Here is a 17,525-nt window from a genome sequence, read left to right as displayed (position 1 = left end):
TGATCTGACCCGCTGAAAGGGCTTCGCCACGTTGAGAAACAATGGCCTTAGCACCGGAGAGAATTTATGTTGATGGTTGCCGCGCCGGTATTATCCGCGTGAGCGATAAAACGGTAAATAATGCCTTTGTCGTAGGCCGAAGGACCTTGCACGAATGTTAGGAGGTAGGCGTTCGCTGTTCCCGTTGTCGTATAGATCGGGTTGGATTGAACATAAAAACGCTTCATCGCTCCACGAATGGCGCGGATGATAGGACCGCACAGAACTAGGGCTGTAGCCTCCTTGCACTCCGGTTCGGGGATGGTGCGCTGTTGTTAGCATCCTGCTCAGCGAAATCTGAACTTATTAAATCTGACATGGGGCTTTCTGCCTTCTTGTTAATCGTCTGTAATATTTAGGTTTTAGCGGTCTTCGTCGCTGTATTTCAGGTCTCTCAGGTAATCGTCAATCGCAGCAGCCAACGCATTGTCGCGGGTATTTTTGCCGAATTCATAGAGCTTTTTGATATGGCCTTTAACGCCACCCTTGGTCATCTCAGCCTTTGGAAGGCCGACAAGCCAATTGACGGTTTCAGGTGAGGTCATCAGCTTCGCACGGCTGGACTGCGACAAGCGGGAGGCACCAAACTTCGCAACACCTTTCCCAGCACCGAGCAAAGCACCCGAAATAGGATCGCCGGTTACAGCGCCACCCAAGAACGAAATAATCGCATTTTCCTTGGACAGAGGATTCAATGACTCCTTGATCGCCTGATGATTTGACGTATTCGAGTGATTTGCACCCTTGGAATATTTTCCAAAGTTGTCGGCAATTCTCGCTAATCGGTCGAGATCATTTTTGAATTGGGCATTTGGAGTTCCGTCGAAGATTGCGCCCTTTGCTTCCGGGCTAAGCTTATTCCAAGACCTCATGAATTGGGCGGGATTGAAGGCGTCATCAGAACCACGACCAAGCCTGTCGATTACACCAGCTGTGACACCATTCCATGCGGCCTGACCGCCATCGGACTTCAGCATCGTGCGGCGAACAGAGGCGATACGATTGCCGCCATTCTTGGCACCGGACATGGACCAATTCAAAATATCGTCGGTGTTCTTTTTCAGAATGGTGTCGGCTTCCGAACCTTTGCCGAAACCCGTCACAGGATCGATGTAGCCTTTAAAATGGTCGTTGGCGGTCTTGAATGAGCTGAGCGCATCGTCGCCAGAAGCTACGGCGGTCTTTTCCATGTCACTGGTCAGAGACGCGTAAAGACCGTCCAAATGGTTTTTGAGAACGCGGTCTTCCGCATCAGCGGCAAGCTGACCAACGTGAGTACGAGCGGCTTTCAAAGCATCGAAAGACATTCCCTTTTGAGCATCTGTGACGATAGATTTTGCGATGTTCAGAACGGAATCTGTCTGTGATCCTTTGGTCAACTTATCGAATTCACCCATCCCGGCACGATTGGCTTGAAGGTCGGAGAGGAATGTCGAAGTCGCATCAACGCGGGCAGGGCTGGTGATCTTTTTTCCAGCTTCGGAATAAAGTTCGTCGGCCTTCGCAAGCTGAGCCTGTTTTGCAGCCTGAGCCTGCTTCTGGAGAGCTTCCCCGGCTTCGCTGATCGATAATGGTTTATCGGAAATGCCTGAAACAATACGACCGAATTCATCACCCTGAGCGGTGAACGCCTGTGCAACGCGTTTGTCGATCTCATTGCCGGATCGGGTAGGGATCAAAGCATGTTCGAGAAGGGATGACTTATTCTGACCGTTGATCATGCCTGCGGTTGGTTCGACTCCGATAGCCTGCCAATCTGCGAGACGTTCAGCAGCTTTTGCGGGATCATCGGCAGCACCGCCAATCGCACGACCAACCCAAGCCTGTTTTCCTGCCTGAAGGCCTTTCGCAGCAAGACGCCCGACACCTTCGCCAGCGGCATTTACGCCGAATGAAACCAAGGCATCACCAAGCTGTTCGCCGGTCGTGCGGGAATCCTTATTGTCGAATAACCAATTCAATCCGCGCTGCGTGGCTTCCTTGGTAGCGGTTCCGAGAAGACCAGCACCGGTCATCGCGCCTGCAACACCGCCAGCTGTAGAACCGACAACCGGAACCGTCGAACCGAGAGCCGCACCGCCGACACCACCCATAACACCACCGGCAAAGCCACCAAGTCCTTCGGCGATCTCAGGCGCTACGCTGACGATATCTCCCAGAGAAGGAAAATACGACTCGTCATTGTAGAGCCTCACCTTTCCGCTTCTCGTCTGTGTAGATGAAGTTGTCTTCGCCATACGGCTTCGCATCTGGGTAAGTTTTGCGAAGGGCCGCTAAACGATCTTCCGGCTTGTCGAGCGCACCCACTTGAAGGCGGATGTAGTTCGGAGCGTCAGCGGATGTGTCGAGATCAAGCGGATTGGGGCCAGGTTCTTCAAAAATTTTGGCGGCGATTGCATCAGACTCCATGGCCCTCTTGCGCCAATCTGATGGAAGCACCGTGTCCTTTTCGATAATTTTCGTCTTCCAGTCGCTCATACGAAGTATCCTCCTAGGCCGGATATCCCGCCCTTTTTCTTTTTTCTTTCGGCGGCGAAGTCCAAGAACGTAAGCTCTACCGGCTGATCATTCCTGCCTGCCTGCGCTCGTGCCGCACCGCGTGCTATCTGGCTATTTATCGAGTCCGTGTCGGCTGAAAGAGCCTTGGCGAAATCACCAATCCCCGCAAAACCTTTGGCCAGCTTGTCGGTGTCTGCACCAAGGATTGAGCCGGGAACTTGCACGTCATTGCCCGTTAGCTTGTTGAAAGCCTGAACAAGAATGCCGTTGTGGCTCTTTTCGTCCGGTGCAGGAGGTGTCGCCGTAGGACCGGCAGAAGCTTGGGCGGAGTTATAAAGAGGATTGGTCGAAGGTGCTGACGCGCTTTCAGTCTTTGCGGCAACCATCTGCGGATCTGTGGCATCGGTCGTGTTATAATACGCGTTCTTCAGCCAAGCCGGTGCATTGTCACCTTTGCCACCAGCGCCCCACACGCCGGGATTGCCTCCGCCGATGTGCATGGAGCCCTGCTGCATGTAACCGTCACCGTGCGCCAAAACCTGTTATTCCGGCCTGCTTTCCACGGCTAACAATGTCCTGAAAGATTGGAAGATCGTCAGGGTTGCCCCAATCCAGCCTACGGCCATCCTTGTAGAAAAACACATCGCCTGCGCCGCCATGATCATGACGATGGGAACCCGTGCGATTGGGACCTTCAGCATCCTGACCACCGGAGAATACCTCAGCCGTAATCCCCATATCCTGAAGATATTGAAGGCGTTTTATAAGGTCGTCAGATAGCGGCTGATTTCTGGTGGCACCGCTGATTACGATATTGGATGTAGCTGGCCATTACTTCTTCATCCTCACTGTATCTTCATCTGAAAATCGATAAGGGGTACCGGAAGGAAGGGCGTTGTAATCCGCTTCCGAGCTGACTACCGCAACGCGGCTGGTCTTTGGGGAAACCCCGTTATCCTGTTTGTCACTTGTTGGAGACTTTGAGGAAGAGCCTGATTTTCCAGCCTTGTCGGATGCTGTCTTATAATCTCGGAAAGCGGTGAAAGGATCGGGGAGGGCGGCAATCTGAGCGTCACCATCCTGCCAAGTTATCTCTTTCCTCATGACTTTGTTGGCAATTTCGGCGGCTTTTATCTTGTTCGAGCCAATGGCGTTCATCGTGGCACCGATCAATTCATTGCCTTGAGGCGTGTTTCCAAGTGATGGAATTGATTTCAGAAATTGCGCCGCATCGAAGTCGGATGTTGCACCAGAACCCGGAACGCGAAGAGATGGCGCGGTACGGGATACGAGTGAATCGAAGGCTTGGATTTCATCGAGGCCGTCAACGTCTACTCCAAGTCCCTTTGCCCAAGGACCAAGGGAAGCTTTGACCTGAGCCCATTTGCCTGTCCCGATGGTTTTACCAAGTTCAGTAAGGGTCTTGACGTTGCCGACAAGCTGCTGAGCTTCAGGACCCTGTTTAGCCAACTCGTCAAAGCGGGTCGCAGCGAGTTCACTGGCTTTCTTGCCGAAACTATCGTCAGGATTCGCGACACCAGCTTTCTTCTGAGCGGTCTGGTAATCGACGAAGCCCGGATCGGTTTTGCCGTACTCAAAATTTTTGATATCGCCAGTTTTTTCTTGGTTGGCCCCTACTGCCTTGCCGAGACCCTTTGCCTTTTCAGTGTCGAACAAGGACTCCCCGTAGCCGGGAGCAAGCTTGAAACCGCCGTCTGAACCGAGAACCATGCCGTTATCGGCTGCGTGCTGCTGAAGCTTTTGAAGCTGTTCCTGCGTCTTGCGAGCGCCTTCCTCATCACCGTTGAGAAGCTGGACCTGCATAAGTTCGGCAAGGGCTTCAGGACTATAGCCGCCCTGACCGGGTGAGCCGTATTTAGCGAAGAATGCTTTAGCGCGGTTCTGGCCATCGGCAATGGATTGCATCTTAAATTGATTTGTGGCGTTCGTCGCGCGTGTCTTGGCAAGATCATTGTCGGCAAGTTCGGCGTCGGAATATCCTTTTACGCCACCAGCTAGACCTTGACCGAGAACGGAAAGCAGATTGGTAGGTTTGCCGACTGAAGGGCCACCAGCCGCCATGGCGGAAGCGCCGCCCATAATGAGAGCGCGGGCTAATTGGGAACGCTTTTCGTCATCTTCCGGCAAAAACTGCGAAAGGAAATTATCAGACTTCTGCGGTGATAGAACGGCCTGAAGATCATTGTTGGCGCTCTTGCGAGTTAAGAAATCAAAGACACCCATTACGCGGCCTCCTTCATGAAGGCTTCGACATCGATGAGCTTGCGGCCCTCGACTTCGACAACCGCACCGGTCTTTTCCTCGACCTCCTGAGCTACCGGGCCGATCCAAATATTTGCATCTTCGTCGTCCTTGTACGTGAATTCGTAAATGCAGATTTTCTCGCCGTTGATGAGAGGCATGAAACCGACAAGGCGATGGAGAATCTTTTCGCGGATATCGCACAGGGCGAATAGGCCCGCGAGAGATGAGAGACCACCAAGAATCTGGCCAGTGGTGTTGGAATAGACCGGCTGAGTGGTGCTCTGATAACCGCCACCATTAAGGAGATTGGTGAAGTTCGCGATATTCTGAAGCGGCTGCTGCTGTGCCTGATTCCAAGCGTCAACCTTGGACTGAAGAACGGTCGAATTGTATTGGTCTTTCTGCTGACCAACACCCGCCAAGGCCTGCGCAGGATTATAGAGATTCTGGTAGGTTGAACCGGCCATACCGGCAGCATTCAGCTTCTGAGTGTTCAGCGCGTTATCTGCTGAAATCTGAGAATTCGCCGCATTCAGCATGTTGCTGATATTATTTTGATAGTTGTTCGACAGCAGGTTCGCGCCCTGAAGCTGATAGTCGCGGTTGGCGTTGAATTGCTGGTTGGCTGAGTTTGCAGCGTTCAAGCGCTGTGTCTGCTGAGCATCCGAAAGGTTGCCATATAGAGACGTGCCAGCCTGACGAAGCTGCTGCTGTTGCGCATTGGTTGAGGCAAGAGCCTGATTGGCGTTTAACTGGTTCTGCTGATCTTGATTGTAGAAATTGCCGTACTGCTGAGCGGCATTCTGCTGAGAAGCCACGTCCTGATTATATTGGTTGCCGTATAGATCAGTTGCAACCTTCGCCATTTCATTGGCGGCTGCGGTCTGAGCGTTGTTGACCTGAGACGCGAACGCACCTGAGCCCATTCGGCCAAGCGAAGCCGCCTGAGAGTTAATCGCAGGATTGGTGATGTTCTGAAGCTTTTGGGCAATGGCATCCTGAGAATTCGACACCATCTGATCAAGGTACGGATTCTTACCGGATGTTCGCGCCGGATGCCGTCTGCTTCAGATAATCCATCGCAGGGTTATTGGTGGAAGCGAGATTATTGGCCTGAGCCGCCTGAAGACCACCAGCTGCATTGGTGTAGCTGCCATAGCCAGACGCCTGCGAAAGGGCAGGATTGCTGTAGTTTTGGTTATAAACTCCCGGCGCACGACCAGACTGACCGGAAGCGATCATGGCTGCGATAGCATCGGTCGGATTAGTGGAATTCTGGATTGATGAGAGCGTATTCGCTGCCTGTCCATTCACACTTGAGTTGAGGACTGAGTTTACGCCATTCGTTGCATTGGTGAGAACTGAAGACGCGTTTGGATCACGCGCGATCTTTTCGACCATCTGCTGAGCTTGCAGCGTATCTTTAGAACGACCGGGCTACTGTTGGACCTTGCCAAGCCTGAGGCGCACCCTTGTCTAGAAGGTCCGCGAAGTCCTTATAATTTTCCAAGAGGTAAGGCTTAGCGCCATCCCACGGCTCGACCTTTGTAGTCGTCTCTTTTGGTGTTGAGGGCATTAGATAAGCTCCTTGATCAATTCGTTGTCATGCTTTGTGAAGCCGTATTTTGAAATTAGAAATCGGTGCCATTCTTTGCGTGGCTGACCCGAAATATAGCTGAAACCAAGATATCGAAGCGCTTCGGATAGCCCACCGTAAGCCGTCATAATTTCGCGAAGGGAACCGTTCTCGACACCACCAATTACAAGAATATTCGCGCACCTTCGGTTCTCTTTTTCGCAGAATTGGACAACACACGCGGCGTTATCGGTCGTAATCAAATGCCATTCATTTGCGCGAAGTTTGGCGACTAAATCAGCTTCTTTGATAAGACCGGGATTGTGTGCGAGAGCGCTTAATAGCCACTCACGAACCCTGCGATATTCTTTTTTGCTATATCCGAATCTTCATAGGAAAAACACGTAGTCGAATGTGCGAATGGTCGTCGCGCTGGCATGCGTGATGATAAACGAACCGTTCGTGATGGTGGAAATGTAAGCGCCTGATGTTACTGCATTGGCATTGCGAGGCTGTAGAAAAACCTTGCTTTGAGCTGTGATTTTGGGATTGGCGAGTGTGGTTGTGGTCGTAGAATTGGCGAGCGAAATTGAGCCGGTGTTCTCAAATTGACCGGATAACCTGATTTAAAAGACTGGCAATCTGCCTGCTATCGGTGTGATTATATACGCGTTCCATGATCGAATTCCTTTACTCGTATTTAGGATTATCTGCGTCCTGAGACGCGGCCATCGATCTGAAGAGCATAAGCTTTCTTCCAATCGCCTGACACATTGAGGCGGAAGCGCTGATAACGGCTCTGTTCACGGAAATAGGCAAACCCGGTCTCAGGATGCGTTTCCTTGAGGGCTGACCAGTCGAGATTGGTATTTTGAAGCTTTCTTGTACCGACTTGAATACGTCCAACGGCATCGCCTTCGAACAGGGGTCTTGCTGCATCGACACGGGCAATATCGGCTTGGTTTTCGTTTGGAAAGATTTTGGAAAGCTGGAATTCCGGGGTCTCGATACTGAGTTCCATGGTCTTGCCGCCAAAGGAATAGACTTGGCCTGTCTCGCTCATACCCCAAAGCATGGCCTGACCACCTGACCAGATAGGGTCGTCGAAGGATGCCGGAACAGCATCAAGGGTGCCGAACTCGTCTAGCTGATCGATTGTCCACGGCAAGGAAACGGAATTGAATATGAAGTGGGTCGTGGCATCCGCTGTGGTCCATTCTCCGCGTATGGTAATTGAAAATCAGCATCATATCCGGCTTACCGGTCACGCTGCTTTTCGAAACGTATTGCCAGTAAACGAGGGTTTCGCGAGGATCGGCGGCGACTGTCATGAGGTGGGCCTGATTTAGATCAGCGTTATCCAAGAACCATCGATCGACCTTTCCCATACCGATTGGCTGAAGCTGTCCACCCTGAAGAACGTAAAAGCCATCATCTGACAGGAAGAAGGTTTTACCCTCGACCGTGATGATGGATTGCGAAACTGAACAACCCTTGCCGGTCACCCTATCCGTGAACTGGAAGACGTAGGGCGCGCCGATATAGGTCATTTGCACGATGCCGCGCTGAAGGAGGATGTAGCAGGAGTCATCCGTAACGATGCCGCTGAATTGCGCCATAGCCATGGATATCCTGAAAGTCTGCCTGAGTTGCTGCTGAAAACGTCCAGTCTGCGGGAGCTTCCAAACCGGACCATCTGACGCGATATGGAACCGCGCCGTCTAACGCGTCATACGTGTTTCCGAGTATCACGAAACCTTTGTGCGTGTTTATGTGACGGCCCTTCACCAGCGTCGTGAGGTCGGCAAACTTTAGGTCGGTGTTCATGTCGATGTATTGCGGTTCGTTCGAATAGTTGGTGCCGATCTGCAGAGAGCCGAATTCAACGAATTTCCAGCGTTCGGTTCCCGTGGTCGTGTATCCTGCGGTTCGGCTGATATTCGTCCATTCGCGATCAGCGGGGGCAAGCTTGTATAGGGCTGATGCCGCTGCGCCATAAACCTTTGCATTGCCGAACCTGTCCTGCCCCACCGCTGAAGCCATTGGACGGGATGCCATGACCGTATCTGAATAAAGGGAAGCGGCCTTAAGCGGATAGAACGTCACGCCACCCTGTGAGGAGCTTCCCCCAGCAGACGCATTATGCGCGCGGACTAAGCCGGGATTGTTGAGTGCAGGAAGGTCAGGCGTAAAGCTTGTGAAGGGGATATCTATCACCATCTGGTGACACCCATGATGATCGGCCCTGTAATGCGTCCCTTGCGGTCATCTTCGCCAACAATCGAGAGAGCTTCCTTTAAAGCCGCATCCTCTATCTGGACCCCTTCGGCATCGGTCTGCCAACGGTGGAATTCCTTTAGGATCGCGGACACGTAGACGTTCGGGAAACGATCAAAGAGCCAATTGGTCTGGTCTGTGGTGAGATCGGGGAAAGCAGCTGAATAAAGCATTGCAACTTCTGCATCAGGCTCGCCAAGGAACGTCAGGCTATCACCCGCACGATAGTAGCCGCACCTCATCACAGGCTAGAACCGCGTTCATCGGAGATACCGGCTTATAGGTCTTGCTACCAGTGATGAGGCGCATTTCTCGGAAATCATCGGGGAGGGGCGCGACACCATCGGCAATAGACAAAGTCACGGTCTTCTCAGATAGGTAGTGCCTCACGATGGTTCTAAGGTAGCTTTCCGCACGGCGGATGAAGCTTTCAATCGGTGCGTCGGTTCGGATCGTGTAGCTTTCAATGGTCGATAGAAGCTCTTCGTAGCTCATCAGAGGCTCCAATCATTCGTGCGGAATTTTGAAAAGTCCCTGTCATTTAAGCGTCTGCGAAGGGCTTCAGGATCATCGGTAATGCCCTGTCTCTTCCAATCGAAGTATAGACCGATAGGAATTCCCGCGACTTTGACGATATCGCCATGCTTGCCAGTTTGATTGAATTCGGCAGATTCATTCGAATTTGAATCGAGGAGGGCTTGAACGGATTTCCATTCTGTTGTGACAATCATTTTGTCACCGATCACGGGTGAGATAGACGGTATATTCCGGCGTATCTTCCCAAACGATTGTCCCATGTTGGACCAAGTCAGCTACCGATAAATCTTCCAAATCATCACCTATTTTTATTGATATTTATAGATTTCGAGACATAGAAGAAGGGGCCGGAAAGGCCCCTAGTTTTATCCTGAATTTCTCGATTGTTAGCCGTTCAGGTCAGCGATCTTGGCGTTACCGGCCTCGTTCTTGGATTCAAGAGACGTTTCTGTAACAAGTAGGAATTTCTCAGAGTCGCCAGTTTTTCCTAGTGCCTGCTTCTCATACTTTCTGAGAGTTGCGATTGCCCATAATTCCGGGTCGTATGCAATTACAGTTGAGCTTGTCACGTTCCTATGAGCCGTAATTGATACGGTTCCGAAGTCGCTGACGTACAAATCGACACTCTGATGGACAGTCTTGTCCTTGGCGTTCTGCTGCTTTGTACCGCCGCCAACGAAAGATGAAATCTTGGTCTTCAAAGTTCCATTTGCGAGAACTTCCTTTGGCGAACCACCTGCATTCCAAATTGACTGCAATGCCGTCACGAACATAGTCTCGGTTAGTGCGCGTTGGGTGCCAGCAGTTGGCGCATTCACAACACCAGAGGCATAGCCAGTGCTTGCACCGTTGGCGCCATGGAAGGCATTGGTGGAAATCCAAGCTTCAGCACCGCCAAGTTTACGGGCACCTGTTGCAACAGATGCGTTTGGAGAAACATAGGCAGCTTCTTGGTCGCGCTTGAGTTCGAGGCCCTTCTTCGTAATCTGGCGGGCTAATTCGTTCTTATAGCCAGCCGTGTTAACGGCATTCAGAGTACCGGCTCACGTTGATCGGTTTGACGAATATCTGGCAATAATTTGACAGACGGGTGGGACCATTCTGAGATGCGTCACCAGCATCTGCGCCTTCAACGGCGGCATTATCTTTATTAGCTGGCGCTAGGTCATCTTTAAGAAATTCTGTTTTTACAGCGGTAGCATCGGTCTTAGCAATGGAAGACATGAATGGGGTCTCAGTTGGGCTGAGCATGCTGATGATGTCTGAGAGGGATTCTCTGACGTTCGTTACGTCTGTGGTCTTTAATGTGGGCATTGGTGCCTTCTCCTTATTATAGTAGCTGTTTGATGAGCGCTGCCGCGTCTGTGACGCTGCGCGTGTTGTTGAACTTTTCGAAATTCTGCTTGGCATAGTCTGTCGTTTGGCGAGATGGCTGCTTTTGCGACAGGACAGGCTTCTGGTTCATTTTCTCAACGACTGCCGGAATGGTCTTCTGAGCCTTTTGGGCCTGAACATTCTGGTATAAAACGTCGATAATCCTGAAATCCGAGATGCCTTGAATTTCTTCCTTCGAAAATCCCGTATCAATAAGATATTGGGTGATTTCCGAAAACACTTCTTCCGACTTTCCAGATTCCTTCAAATCAGGATATTTCTGGTAGAACTTGGCGCTGGATTCTTGAATTGCGAGCTTATGCTGTTCTGCTTCGTATTCGGCTTGCTTAGCTTTGATATGCTGCTCAGCTTCATACATCTGCCTGACCGCGTTCTCACGCTTCTCCCACGTCGCTTTCTGTCGGACGTATTCAGCTGGATCGTTTTCCGCGAGGTAATCGAAATCAGGATATTCCATCTGCTGAAACTCTCTGGAAACTTGCTGCTTAAGCGTTTCAAGGCTTTGCAGTGCTTCTGATCGTAGAGAATTTATATCGCGTTGGTTCTCCTGAAATACACGGCGCTGTTCGGCAATCTCCTGCGTCTTACGCGTGTAATCCTGCTGTCTCAGAAATGCGGCTTCTCAAATCGGTTAGCGAAATCTGTTCGCCATCGATATCGAAAAACTGTTCTTCTGGTGTCTCAGTGACCTCTTCGGCTACTGGTTCTTCAACATGCTCTTCAGTTTGCTCTGTGTCAGAGTCATCAAAGATGTCTAATTGGCTGATTAGATCAGCGGCGGAATTTGTGTCTAGTGCAGTTCCCTCATTCGGGATTGTTGCTTCATCTTCCATTTTTAAAACCTTTTAAATTCAGTTACTTTTATTTAGCGATTTTCGTTTTTGGAAATTTCGAAAATGGCGAGTTCTTTATATTTTTCGAGACGCTGTTGAATGAGCTTGAAACCGTGAGAAAGTGCGTGGGTATTGTTTAGCTCTTCGGTAGCGCCTAGCTTGGTGTTTCTGAAAGCTTCGAAAATATCAGCCTCAATCGCTTCCATCATCATTTTGAAATCTTCGTTTTCCTGAAGGCGTCTGGCCGCATTTGCTTTGTCTAGAGAATTCATTCGGCGTATCCTTCAGGGTAAATTGGCAATGCTTGGACGACTTCGACAGCCTGATGTTCAATTGGCTTGGCGTATTTCAGTTCAAGCTCGATGCGTTTTAGATCGAATTCCTGCTGTAATTCCACACGTTTCAAATCGAGTTCTGCGGTAATCTTCTGCATCTGGAATTGTCTGTCCGCTTCATCAGATTGCGCCTTTAGAGAGGCCTTCAGCTTCTCGATTTCAACGATTGAAGCGTTCGGGTCCACTGGCGGCGGAGGCGGAGGAGGTGGCGGCAGGGTTGCAGGATCGGCAAAGAACAGGCTCGTATTTTTAAAGCCTGCGGTTTCGGCCAGTCGGGAAAGCGTCTCATAGATATGCTGCTGCTGCACAAATGGCATTCCGGCCTGCATAGCCTGCATCTGCTGAGCGAGGAGGTTGGTGAGAGATGCTGTGGACTGATCACGGCTCATGACAGAAAACGCGACACTGGTCGCTGCGTCCAGTTCAGGCGAAAATTCGTCAATCGGGATCGCATTATTTGTTAGACGCATTAGGAAGGCCTGAGCCTCCTCCGGCTTCTCGATTAGAAGGGATACTATTATTTTGGTCAGATACTTATAGCCCGACTCAGCGTAGTGACGGCTAATAGATTCAACCAGAAGCTGAGATGCGTTGGTCCTTTGGTTTGCTGCTGTCGCAGTCACATCCTGAAGGTCTCCGCGCCGAAATGCTGGCCATGGATGGTCCAACGCCGGTCGTGAAATCCAGCCCCTGCGAAAAGTTCTGGATGATCGGCAGGGCTGCGCTACCAGCGAACGGTGGTGCTGAGTAGGAAATGCCGCCTGTCGGGTCTTCAGAGCGAATAACTGCGCCGTGGATGGACGTTAAGCAAATCGTCAAGATTCACCAGCGAAGGATTCGCGATTTTGAGCGGATGGACCGCAAAATGGAGCGAATCCAGCATGGCGCGGTTCATGCGGGTTATAAGTGTGTGGTCATCACCAATCTTATCTGGCAGCCCAAGACCGGAAAAGCGTGTCGGCAATTGGGAACGGACACAGGGCCGCGTACGGCGGATATTTGCTCGTTTCCTCGTGATCGAGTAGCACCGGGCTGTTGAGATCACCGGCAAGCGTTAAACGGTAGTGACGCGGCTTCTTATCAATCTTCAGTTTAGAATAAACCTGATAGACTTCAACGTCATCGCCTGAAATGCCTTGCTTGCTATCTAGGTCCCTTGTTCGTTCCATGGCTAGGCCGCTCCGATTTATCGGAAGCTAGTGGTATTGCGTTCACCTTCTCAGCGTCGTAGCCCATATCGATAAGAGCTTGGCGGGATACATATTTGCGGTGTCCCTGTAGTTTGGCCTCTATGCCGCCTGTTTCGCTTGAAAAGCGAGCATCTTTCGAAACCACAAAATCTTCGGGCGGAACGCTGAGAATATTGAATACGGGATTTTTTCGCACCGTTCTGATCTTGAGATCACGAAGCTCAACACCGGGTAGGGCAGGGTGACTATAAGGCTTTGACGCCGACTCAATAATGATCTGTCCGGCCTCTTCCTGCTGATTGAGCGCAATGAGCTGTTCGTTTGGGACGCCTTTAACAACACGTGGAAGTGACTCTTCGATCTCAGTGGAAAATTCGGCAGTCACCACCCCTAAGCCAGAGATTATGGAGTTTTGGAACCACGGGTGAAGATATGAAAGATGGCTATTTTTTACGCGCATGATCCAATTGACGGCGGTTGTCTGCTGTTTAGCCAGCGCTGAGTCTTCAGGTCCAATTCCTGTAAATTCCACGACAGATTGAGGCGCTTCAAAAATTCGTATAAGTTGAGCTAAAAGCCAATCCGTTCTCGATTGCACTTCGCTTGAGACATATTTCGATCTGCCCTTTAACTTGTCATCTCCGGCTAGCAGATCGCGCTTGTACATCTTAAGTCCGCTGTTCCTGCTTATTCGCAATATTGGAATTGCTGAAATTCACAGCTTCCTTTAGCCTTGGCCCAATAATTTTCAGAATTTCGTCAGTCATTTGAATCCCATTATTTTTGAGTATTTAGGCTTATTCAAAGCTCTGAATTGCCGCGTAATTGATTGGCTTAGACCACGAATACTTCGAAGCGAATTGAGAGCGGGAAGGGCTGAAAGAAATCGCCAAGGCGTCTGCAAAGTCGGGCGAACGTCCAAGTTTTTTCTTCAGCGACTTCTTATCCTCAATTTTGATTTTGCCGAGTATCATCTGAATACGAGGCGGATGCCAGTTCCTCAATCAGCTTGTTGTGGTTCGGGATCGATACGTTTTCTGTCGCAAACCACGCAGCCATCTCGCCGCCATATCAAATCGCGAGTGCGGTGATATCGTTCAGGTTGGCGCTGTGGACTGGCTGCGAATATACACGCATGTACAGGTAGTCCGAAATCGCGAAGGGTTGAGGCTACCCCATGACCAAGGCCGGTCGCGTCTACGGCGATGACGGACGGTCTGAGGTTCTTTGGCGTAGACTGATAAAGATCGCGGATTTTGTAGGATAGCTGAGTGCTATCCAAGCCATGGTACTCGTAGAGGTCCAGGATTGTATTATCGTGGCGGATGCAGAGAACTGACGCGTCACCACGAAAAGCAGGGTCTACGCCCCAAACAGGCGCGACGTTGGGTGCAGGTTCGACATCATCATTCTTTATCGCCAGTTCGATCAATTCGCGGCTGATCAATCCTGAGGCATCCTGCAACGGGAAGTCGCCGCAGCACCATCACCCTGTAGTCCCTGCTTAAAGGCCCGCCGAAATTCTTGGCGAGCTGTTCAAAACCTTCAGCGTTGTAATTTGGGCTGTCAAAGAGAGTACCGTGTATCTGCGTCCACTGTGGCGCGATATCAGGGTCTCGATGGGATGCCCAGAAATATCCGCGCGGTGCGCGAAGGATTGGATATAAGGGCTATGCGACCATCGGGGTCCGAGAGCGCGTTCAAAATAGCGCCGCTTGTAGATTTCGTCCTCGATTCCGAGAGGCTTCGTCTATCAACCAATGATTGTGGATTGCGTGCACGCCGTCTTAGGTTGTCTGGACGGTCGCCGGGAGGCCAAGCGGTATTCGCCATAGCAATCAGCCGGATTTATCTTGCGACTGACACGTGTCGCGGAAACTTCAAAAGCATCCTTGAATATTGGGTTCATTTTGCCGTGAAGCTGCTGAATCTGACGCCAGACACCAGATTTGATCTGCGGTTCGGAGGGTCCAACAATCGTTACAATAACATTGTCGTAGCATATAAGAGAATGGAAGAATATCACGGCCTCAATGAAGCTCTTTCCAAGGGACGTGCCGCCGCGAAATGTGACGGTTCTCTTCGTTCGCCACGCTTCAGCAAACTCACCGCTGCTTGGCGGTCAATTCAGCACCGGAATACCTGCTTGGCGAAAATAGCTATATCGCTTCGAAAAAGGTCGATGAGTTTCTTAAGGTCTGAGAGGTCTTTGTTTTCCATCGGGTATTTAGACGAAATCCGATCTCAAAAGACTGACCAGACTTCAATGAACGTCACGTGAGAAATCACGTGTCCGTTTCTTCAGGTTTACGTCTACGGACTGATAATCAAGCGCAAGCTCACCAGCGAGGGCAACTTGAAGCGCGTCCTTATCAGCAAAAACAGGGCCATTTTCTAATGCCGAGTGTGGTGTTTTGCTCCCATCCTCGTTGGTCAATTCCAAGAGAGTGAACTGGTCAGAGTACGCATGTGGATGGCTAATCAGTGCGGTGAACGACATCTGAGTCATATTCAATACTCGCAGCTAGAGGTCTATCTCTCTACAACGCTTATGACGGGATTTGGGTCCCTTACGGTTTTACGGCTTAGGTCCGAGAAGGCGAAGAACAAACGCTCTCAGATCGTTGCGAAATTTGCCGGGATCATTTCGATAGGCCTTAAAATAGTTGATCGCCGCTTCGCAGAGATACATTCCGTATCAATCCGAGACCGAAACTTAGGCCGGTTTGCTGTAGCGGGATCGAGCCCCAGATAAAGGCCAATCACAGGAGTTAGGAAAGCTGCGACGTTTGCACCTGTGAATCCTGAAGCCAATCTCTCCCAAATATTCCCAGACTTAGTGATGATTGCTCTGGTAACGCCGTCCGAAGGAAGCCCCCAATTATATGGGCGGGCGAGATGCCGTGAGCTGCGAGCCAAGCACCGATGGCGATGCAGACGATTGCGATCCAATCAAACATTGTCTTCGATCTCTACGGCTACGAGATCAATCGTCTTAGAATTTTCCAATCGGTCCATATTCACGGACGCCAACATGTTCGCAATCGTGTGTGAATGATTGACGTTGATTTCCTGTTGCGTAGGAGCCTTGGCCATCGACATTTCACCGAGCCATGCAGCCGCCTTGATACGCTCTTTCACAGGCTGAGATTCATCGTTCATCACACCGTACATGAATTCCGCAACGTCCAGACTCTTGCCAGAAATCCATTCCTTGGTTTCTTTGGGAGTGGCGATGCGACCACCGGTCTTTTCCTTACCGCTTCTTGAACCCGATATTGCGCAGATGCTCTTTCCATTCTGGGGAGCTTCGCCAAGCTCTTTCTTCCTCAGACATCTTACGGCGGCGTGGTCTGCCACGCTTCTGCGGCGGATCGGGAAGGGGAGCGTCAAGCGGATCGAAATCAGTCATTCGTTTCTCTCCCTCCAAAGATTTTAAGAAACTGGATTCCGTCATCCTCATAGGTGAAGTCTACGACGAAATGCGTTTCTTGAATGTCGAGACCGAAATCGTCCGAAATCAATTCTCGGATGCGATTGCCAAATTTACCCTCAACCCATTGGTCAAACGAATTGTCCTCCTTGGCCTGTGTGATGTCGGAAGCGTATCCGATTGGGTAGATTAAATTGAATTTTCATGTTGCATTTTCCAAATTTATTTCGTTTTTCATATTTAGCTGAATGGCGGCTTTGAAAGGGAATGAACATGGCGGATTTCTTCGAACTGGCAAGCGCTTATGAGCGTACCGAAAACATTCCTCTGAACACTTTTACATCGGCTTTGAAGCGGCAAATTGAGGCCGTAAATTCCGGTAATTTGACCTCACGCTCTTGGGCGAAAGAGGATGGAAGCGGTTTCACAGTAAAGCTTGGAAAGCTCGATAAGAGCTACGACATTCCAGACCGCGGTAAGGTTCTCGAATTCCTGCATTCGGCTTTGAATGCGGCACAGAGCAACGCCGAATTCCAGAAGATGGTTGAAGACGCTTACGCCGTACCTGTTGAAGAGCCTGTTAAAGGGAAACGCGGACGGAAGCCTAAGGCTGCTTAACTCGACTACGCGCCAAGGTTCAAGCTAAGATGGCTTCCCACAACCTTCTGATCAATCTGTTCGGCTGGCGGCATCGCGAAAACGTCAAGCCCAATGAAAACTTTCTGACCGAAGCGTTCGTTCATGTTCTTCGGATGAACGGCGCTTTTCGGGTACAGTTTCTAGCGGATCTTGTAGGAAATGACGTTGATCCTGACGTTGAGATTCAGACCCGCTCTTCTTATTCATCGCAATCGGGAACGACCATATACCCCGACATTGAGATAAGTGGCGCTGTAGCTGGAAATCCATTTGTGCTTCTGATCGAGGTCAAATGGGGTTCTGGCTATGATGCCGGGCAGGTTTCGAAATACCGTCACGCTTTAAACGAAGCACATGGCGGCGGATATGTCGCGTTTCTCTGTGCTTCGCGTAAGGACTTCGACCGGGCCTTTGGAGTGCTCCCCGTTTCACCGGACAGGTCGGCTAGATTGATTTTGCCCTGATGAACTGCCGAGGGGAAGCCATCTTGAGCGCTGAATGTGGATG

At 50.6% G+C, this 17,525-nt stretch carries 24 protein-coding genes; 2 read left to right on the top strand and 22 right to left on the bottom strand.

Going from position 1 to position 17,525, the window contains the following annotated elements; all coding sequences use genetic code 11:
• Window positions 1-401 precede the first annotated feature (401 nt).
• From FHW37_RS30225 to FHW37_RS30135, 22 genes are all read right to left on the bottom strand, one after another.
• Window positions 402-2,234: a hypothetical protein gene (locus FHW37_RS30225; protein WP_145643275.1), complete on the bottom strand. Its 1,833-nt coding sequence runs from the start codon at window positions 2,232-2,234 to the stop codon at window positions 402-404.
• Window positions 2,218-2,517 (bottom strand): hypothetical protein, encoded by a 300-nt coding sequence (locus tag FHW37_RS30220; protein WP_145643274.1) that lies wholly within the window; start codon window positions 2,515-2,517, stop codon window positions 2,218-2,220. Before FHW37_RS30220 ends, FHW37_RS30225 begins: the two co-directional genes overlap by 17 nt.
• Window positions 2,514-3,053: a hypothetical protein gene (locus tag FHW37_RS30215; RefSeq protein WP_145643273.1), complete on the bottom strand. Its 540-nt coding sequence runs from the start codon at window positions 3,051-3,053 to the stop codon at window positions 2,514-2,516. Before FHW37_RS30215 ends, FHW37_RS30220 begins: the two co-directional genes overlap by 4 nt.
• Before the next feature lie 316 nt (window positions 3,054-3,369).
• Complete coding sequence (locus tag FHW37_RS30210) at window positions 3,370-4,782, bottom strand: hypothetical protein (protein ID WP_145643272.1); 1,413 nt, start codon at window positions 4,780-4,782, stop codon at window positions 3,370-3,372.
• Window positions 4,782-5,816, bottom strand: coding sequence for a hypothetical protein (locus tag FHW37_RS30205; RefSeq protein WP_210249350.1), 1,035 nt, complete (start codon window positions 5,814-5,816; stop codon window positions 4,782-4,784). The genes FHW37_RS30210 and FHW37_RS30205 overlap by 1 nt, the downstream gene beginning before the upstream one ends.
• Window positions 5,817-5,838: 22 nt before the next feature.
• Window positions 5,839-6,204 carry a hypothetical protein gene (locus FHW37_RS30200; protein ID WP_145643270.1) on the bottom strand — a complete coding sequence of 122 codons (366 nt, stop codon included), beginning with the start codon at window positions 6,202-6,204 and terminating at the stop codon, window positions 5,839-5,841.
• A gap of 881 nt (window positions 6,205-7,085) precedes the next feature.
• Window positions 7,086-7,454, bottom strand: a complete 369-nt coding sequence (locus FHW37_RS34325) for a hypothetical protein (RefSeq protein WP_246691007.1) — start codon at window positions 7,452-7,454, stop codon at window positions 7,086-7,088.
• Window positions 7,455-7,503: 49 nt separating this feature from the next.
• On the bottom strand, window positions 7,504-7,998 hold the full coding sequence (locus FHW37_RS34320) for a hypothetical protein (RefSeq protein WP_246691006.1): 495 nt from the start codon (window positions 7,996-7,998) through the stop codon (window positions 7,504-7,506).
• Window positions 7,967-8,599 carry a hypothetical protein gene (locus FHW37_RS34315; RefSeq protein WP_246691005.1) on the bottom strand — a complete coding sequence of 211 codons (633 nt, stop codon included), beginning with the start codon at window positions 8,597-8,599 and terminating at the stop codon, window positions 7,967-7,969. Before FHW37_RS34315 ends, FHW37_RS34320 begins: the two co-directional genes overlap by 32 nt.
• Complete coding sequence (locus tag FHW37_RS34310; RefSeq protein WP_246691004.1) at window positions 8,593-8,829, bottom strand: hypothetical protein; 237 nt, start codon at window positions 8,827-8,829, stop codon at window positions 8,593-8,595. Before FHW37_RS34310 ends, FHW37_RS34315 begins: the two co-directional genes overlap by 7 nt.
• Window positions 8,830-8,869: 40 nt before the next feature.
• Window positions 8,870-9,151 (bottom strand): phage adaptor protein, encoded by a 282-nt coding sequence (locus FHW37_RS34305; protein WP_246691003.1) that lies wholly within the window; start codon window positions 9,149-9,151, stop codon window positions 8,870-8,872.
• Window positions 9,151-9,387 carry a hypothetical protein gene (locus FHW37_RS30175; protein WP_246691002.1) on the bottom strand — a complete coding sequence of 79 codons (237 nt, stop codon included), beginning with the start codon at window positions 9,385-9,387 and terminating at the stop codon, window positions 9,151-9,153. The genes FHW37_RS34305 and FHW37_RS30175 overlap by 1 nt, the downstream gene beginning before the upstream one ends.
• Before the next feature lie 192 nt (window positions 9,388-9,579).
• A complete protein-coding gene (locus tag FHW37_RS30170; RefSeq protein ID WP_281407293.1) occupies window positions 9,580-10,179 on the bottom strand; it encodes an SU10 major capsid protein in 600 nt (199 codons plus the stop codon).
• Window positions 10,180-10,213: 34 nt separating this feature from the next.
• Entirely contained in the window at window positions 10,214-10,507 is a 294-nt protein-coding gene (locus FHW37_RS34570) for an SU10 major capsid protein (protein WP_281407292.1), read from the bottom strand.
• A 16-nt stretch (window positions 10,508-10,523) separates the two neighbouring features.
• The gene (locus FHW37_RS30165; protein ID WP_145643269.1) at window positions 10,524-11,045 is read right to left on the bottom strand and encodes a hypothetical protein; all 522 of its coding nucleotides are present in this window, start codon (window positions 11,043-11,045) and stop codon (window positions 10,524-10,526) included.
• 127 nt (window positions 11,046-11,172) lie between these two features.
• The gene (locus FHW37_RS30160; RefSeq protein ID WP_145643268.1) at window positions 11,173-11,421 is read right to left on the bottom strand and encodes a hypothetical protein; all 249 of its coding nucleotides are present in this window, start codon (window positions 11,419-11,421) and stop codon (window positions 11,173-11,175) included.
• Between the two features lie 32 nt (window positions 11,422-11,453).
• Entirely contained in the window at window positions 11,454-11,693 is a 240-nt protein-coding gene (locus tag FHW37_RS30155; protein WP_145643267.1) for a hypothetical protein, read from the bottom strand.
• On the bottom strand, window positions 11,690-12,379 hold the full coding sequence (locus FHW37_RS34300) for a portal protein (RefSeq protein ID WP_246691001.1): 690 nt from the start codon (window positions 12,377-12,379) through the stop codon (window positions 11,690-11,692). Before FHW37_RS34300 ends, FHW37_RS30155 begins: the two co-directional genes overlap by 4 nt.
• 520 nt (window positions 12,380-12,899) lie before the next feature.
• On the bottom strand, window positions 12,900-13,613 hold the full coding sequence (locus tag FHW37_RS34295) for a portal protein (protein ID WP_246691000.1): 714 nt from the start codon (window positions 13,611-13,613) through the stop codon (window positions 12,900-12,902).
• Window positions 13,614-13,946: 333 nt separating this feature from the next.
• Complete coding sequence (locus FHW37_RS30145; protein ID WP_145643266.1) at window positions 13,947-14,393, bottom strand: hypothetical protein; 447 nt, start codon at window positions 14,391-14,393, stop codon at window positions 13,947-13,949.
• Window positions 14,394-15,209: 816 nt separating this feature from the next.
• A complete protein-coding gene (locus FHW37_RS30140) occupies window positions 15,210-15,455 on the bottom strand; it encodes a hypothetical protein (RefSeq protein ID WP_210249349.1) in 246 nt (81 codons plus the stop codon).
• Window positions 15,456-15,898: 443 nt separating this feature from the next.
• Complete coding sequence (locus FHW37_RS30135) at window positions 15,899-16,306, bottom strand: hypothetical protein (RefSeq protein WP_145643264.1); 408 nt, start codon at window positions 16,304-16,306, stop codon at window positions 15,899-15,901.
• A gap of 346 nt (window positions 16,307-16,652) precedes the next feature.
• On the opposite strand from FHW37_RS30135, the gene FHW37_RS30130 reads away from it, so the two are divergent.
• Entirely contained in the window at window positions 16,653-16,997 is a 345-nt protein-coding gene (locus FHW37_RS30130; protein ID WP_145643263.1) for a hypothetical protein, read from the top strand.
• 29 nt (window positions 16,998-17,026) lie between these two features.
• A complete protein-coding gene (locus FHW37_RS30125; RefSeq protein WP_145643262.1) occupies window positions 17,027-17,482 on the top strand; it encodes a PD-(D/E)XK nuclease family protein in 456 nt (151 codons plus the stop codon).
• The last annotated feature ends 43 nt before the right edge of the window (window positions 17,483-17,525 follow it).

This window comes from Neorhizobium alkalisoli, assembly GCF_007829835.1.
Lineage (GTDB): Bacteria > Pseudomonadota > Alphaproteobacteria > Rhizobiales > Rhizobiaceae > Neorhizobium.
Note: the sequence above shows the minus strand (reverse complement) of the source record. Positions and strands in the feature narration are given on the sequence as shown.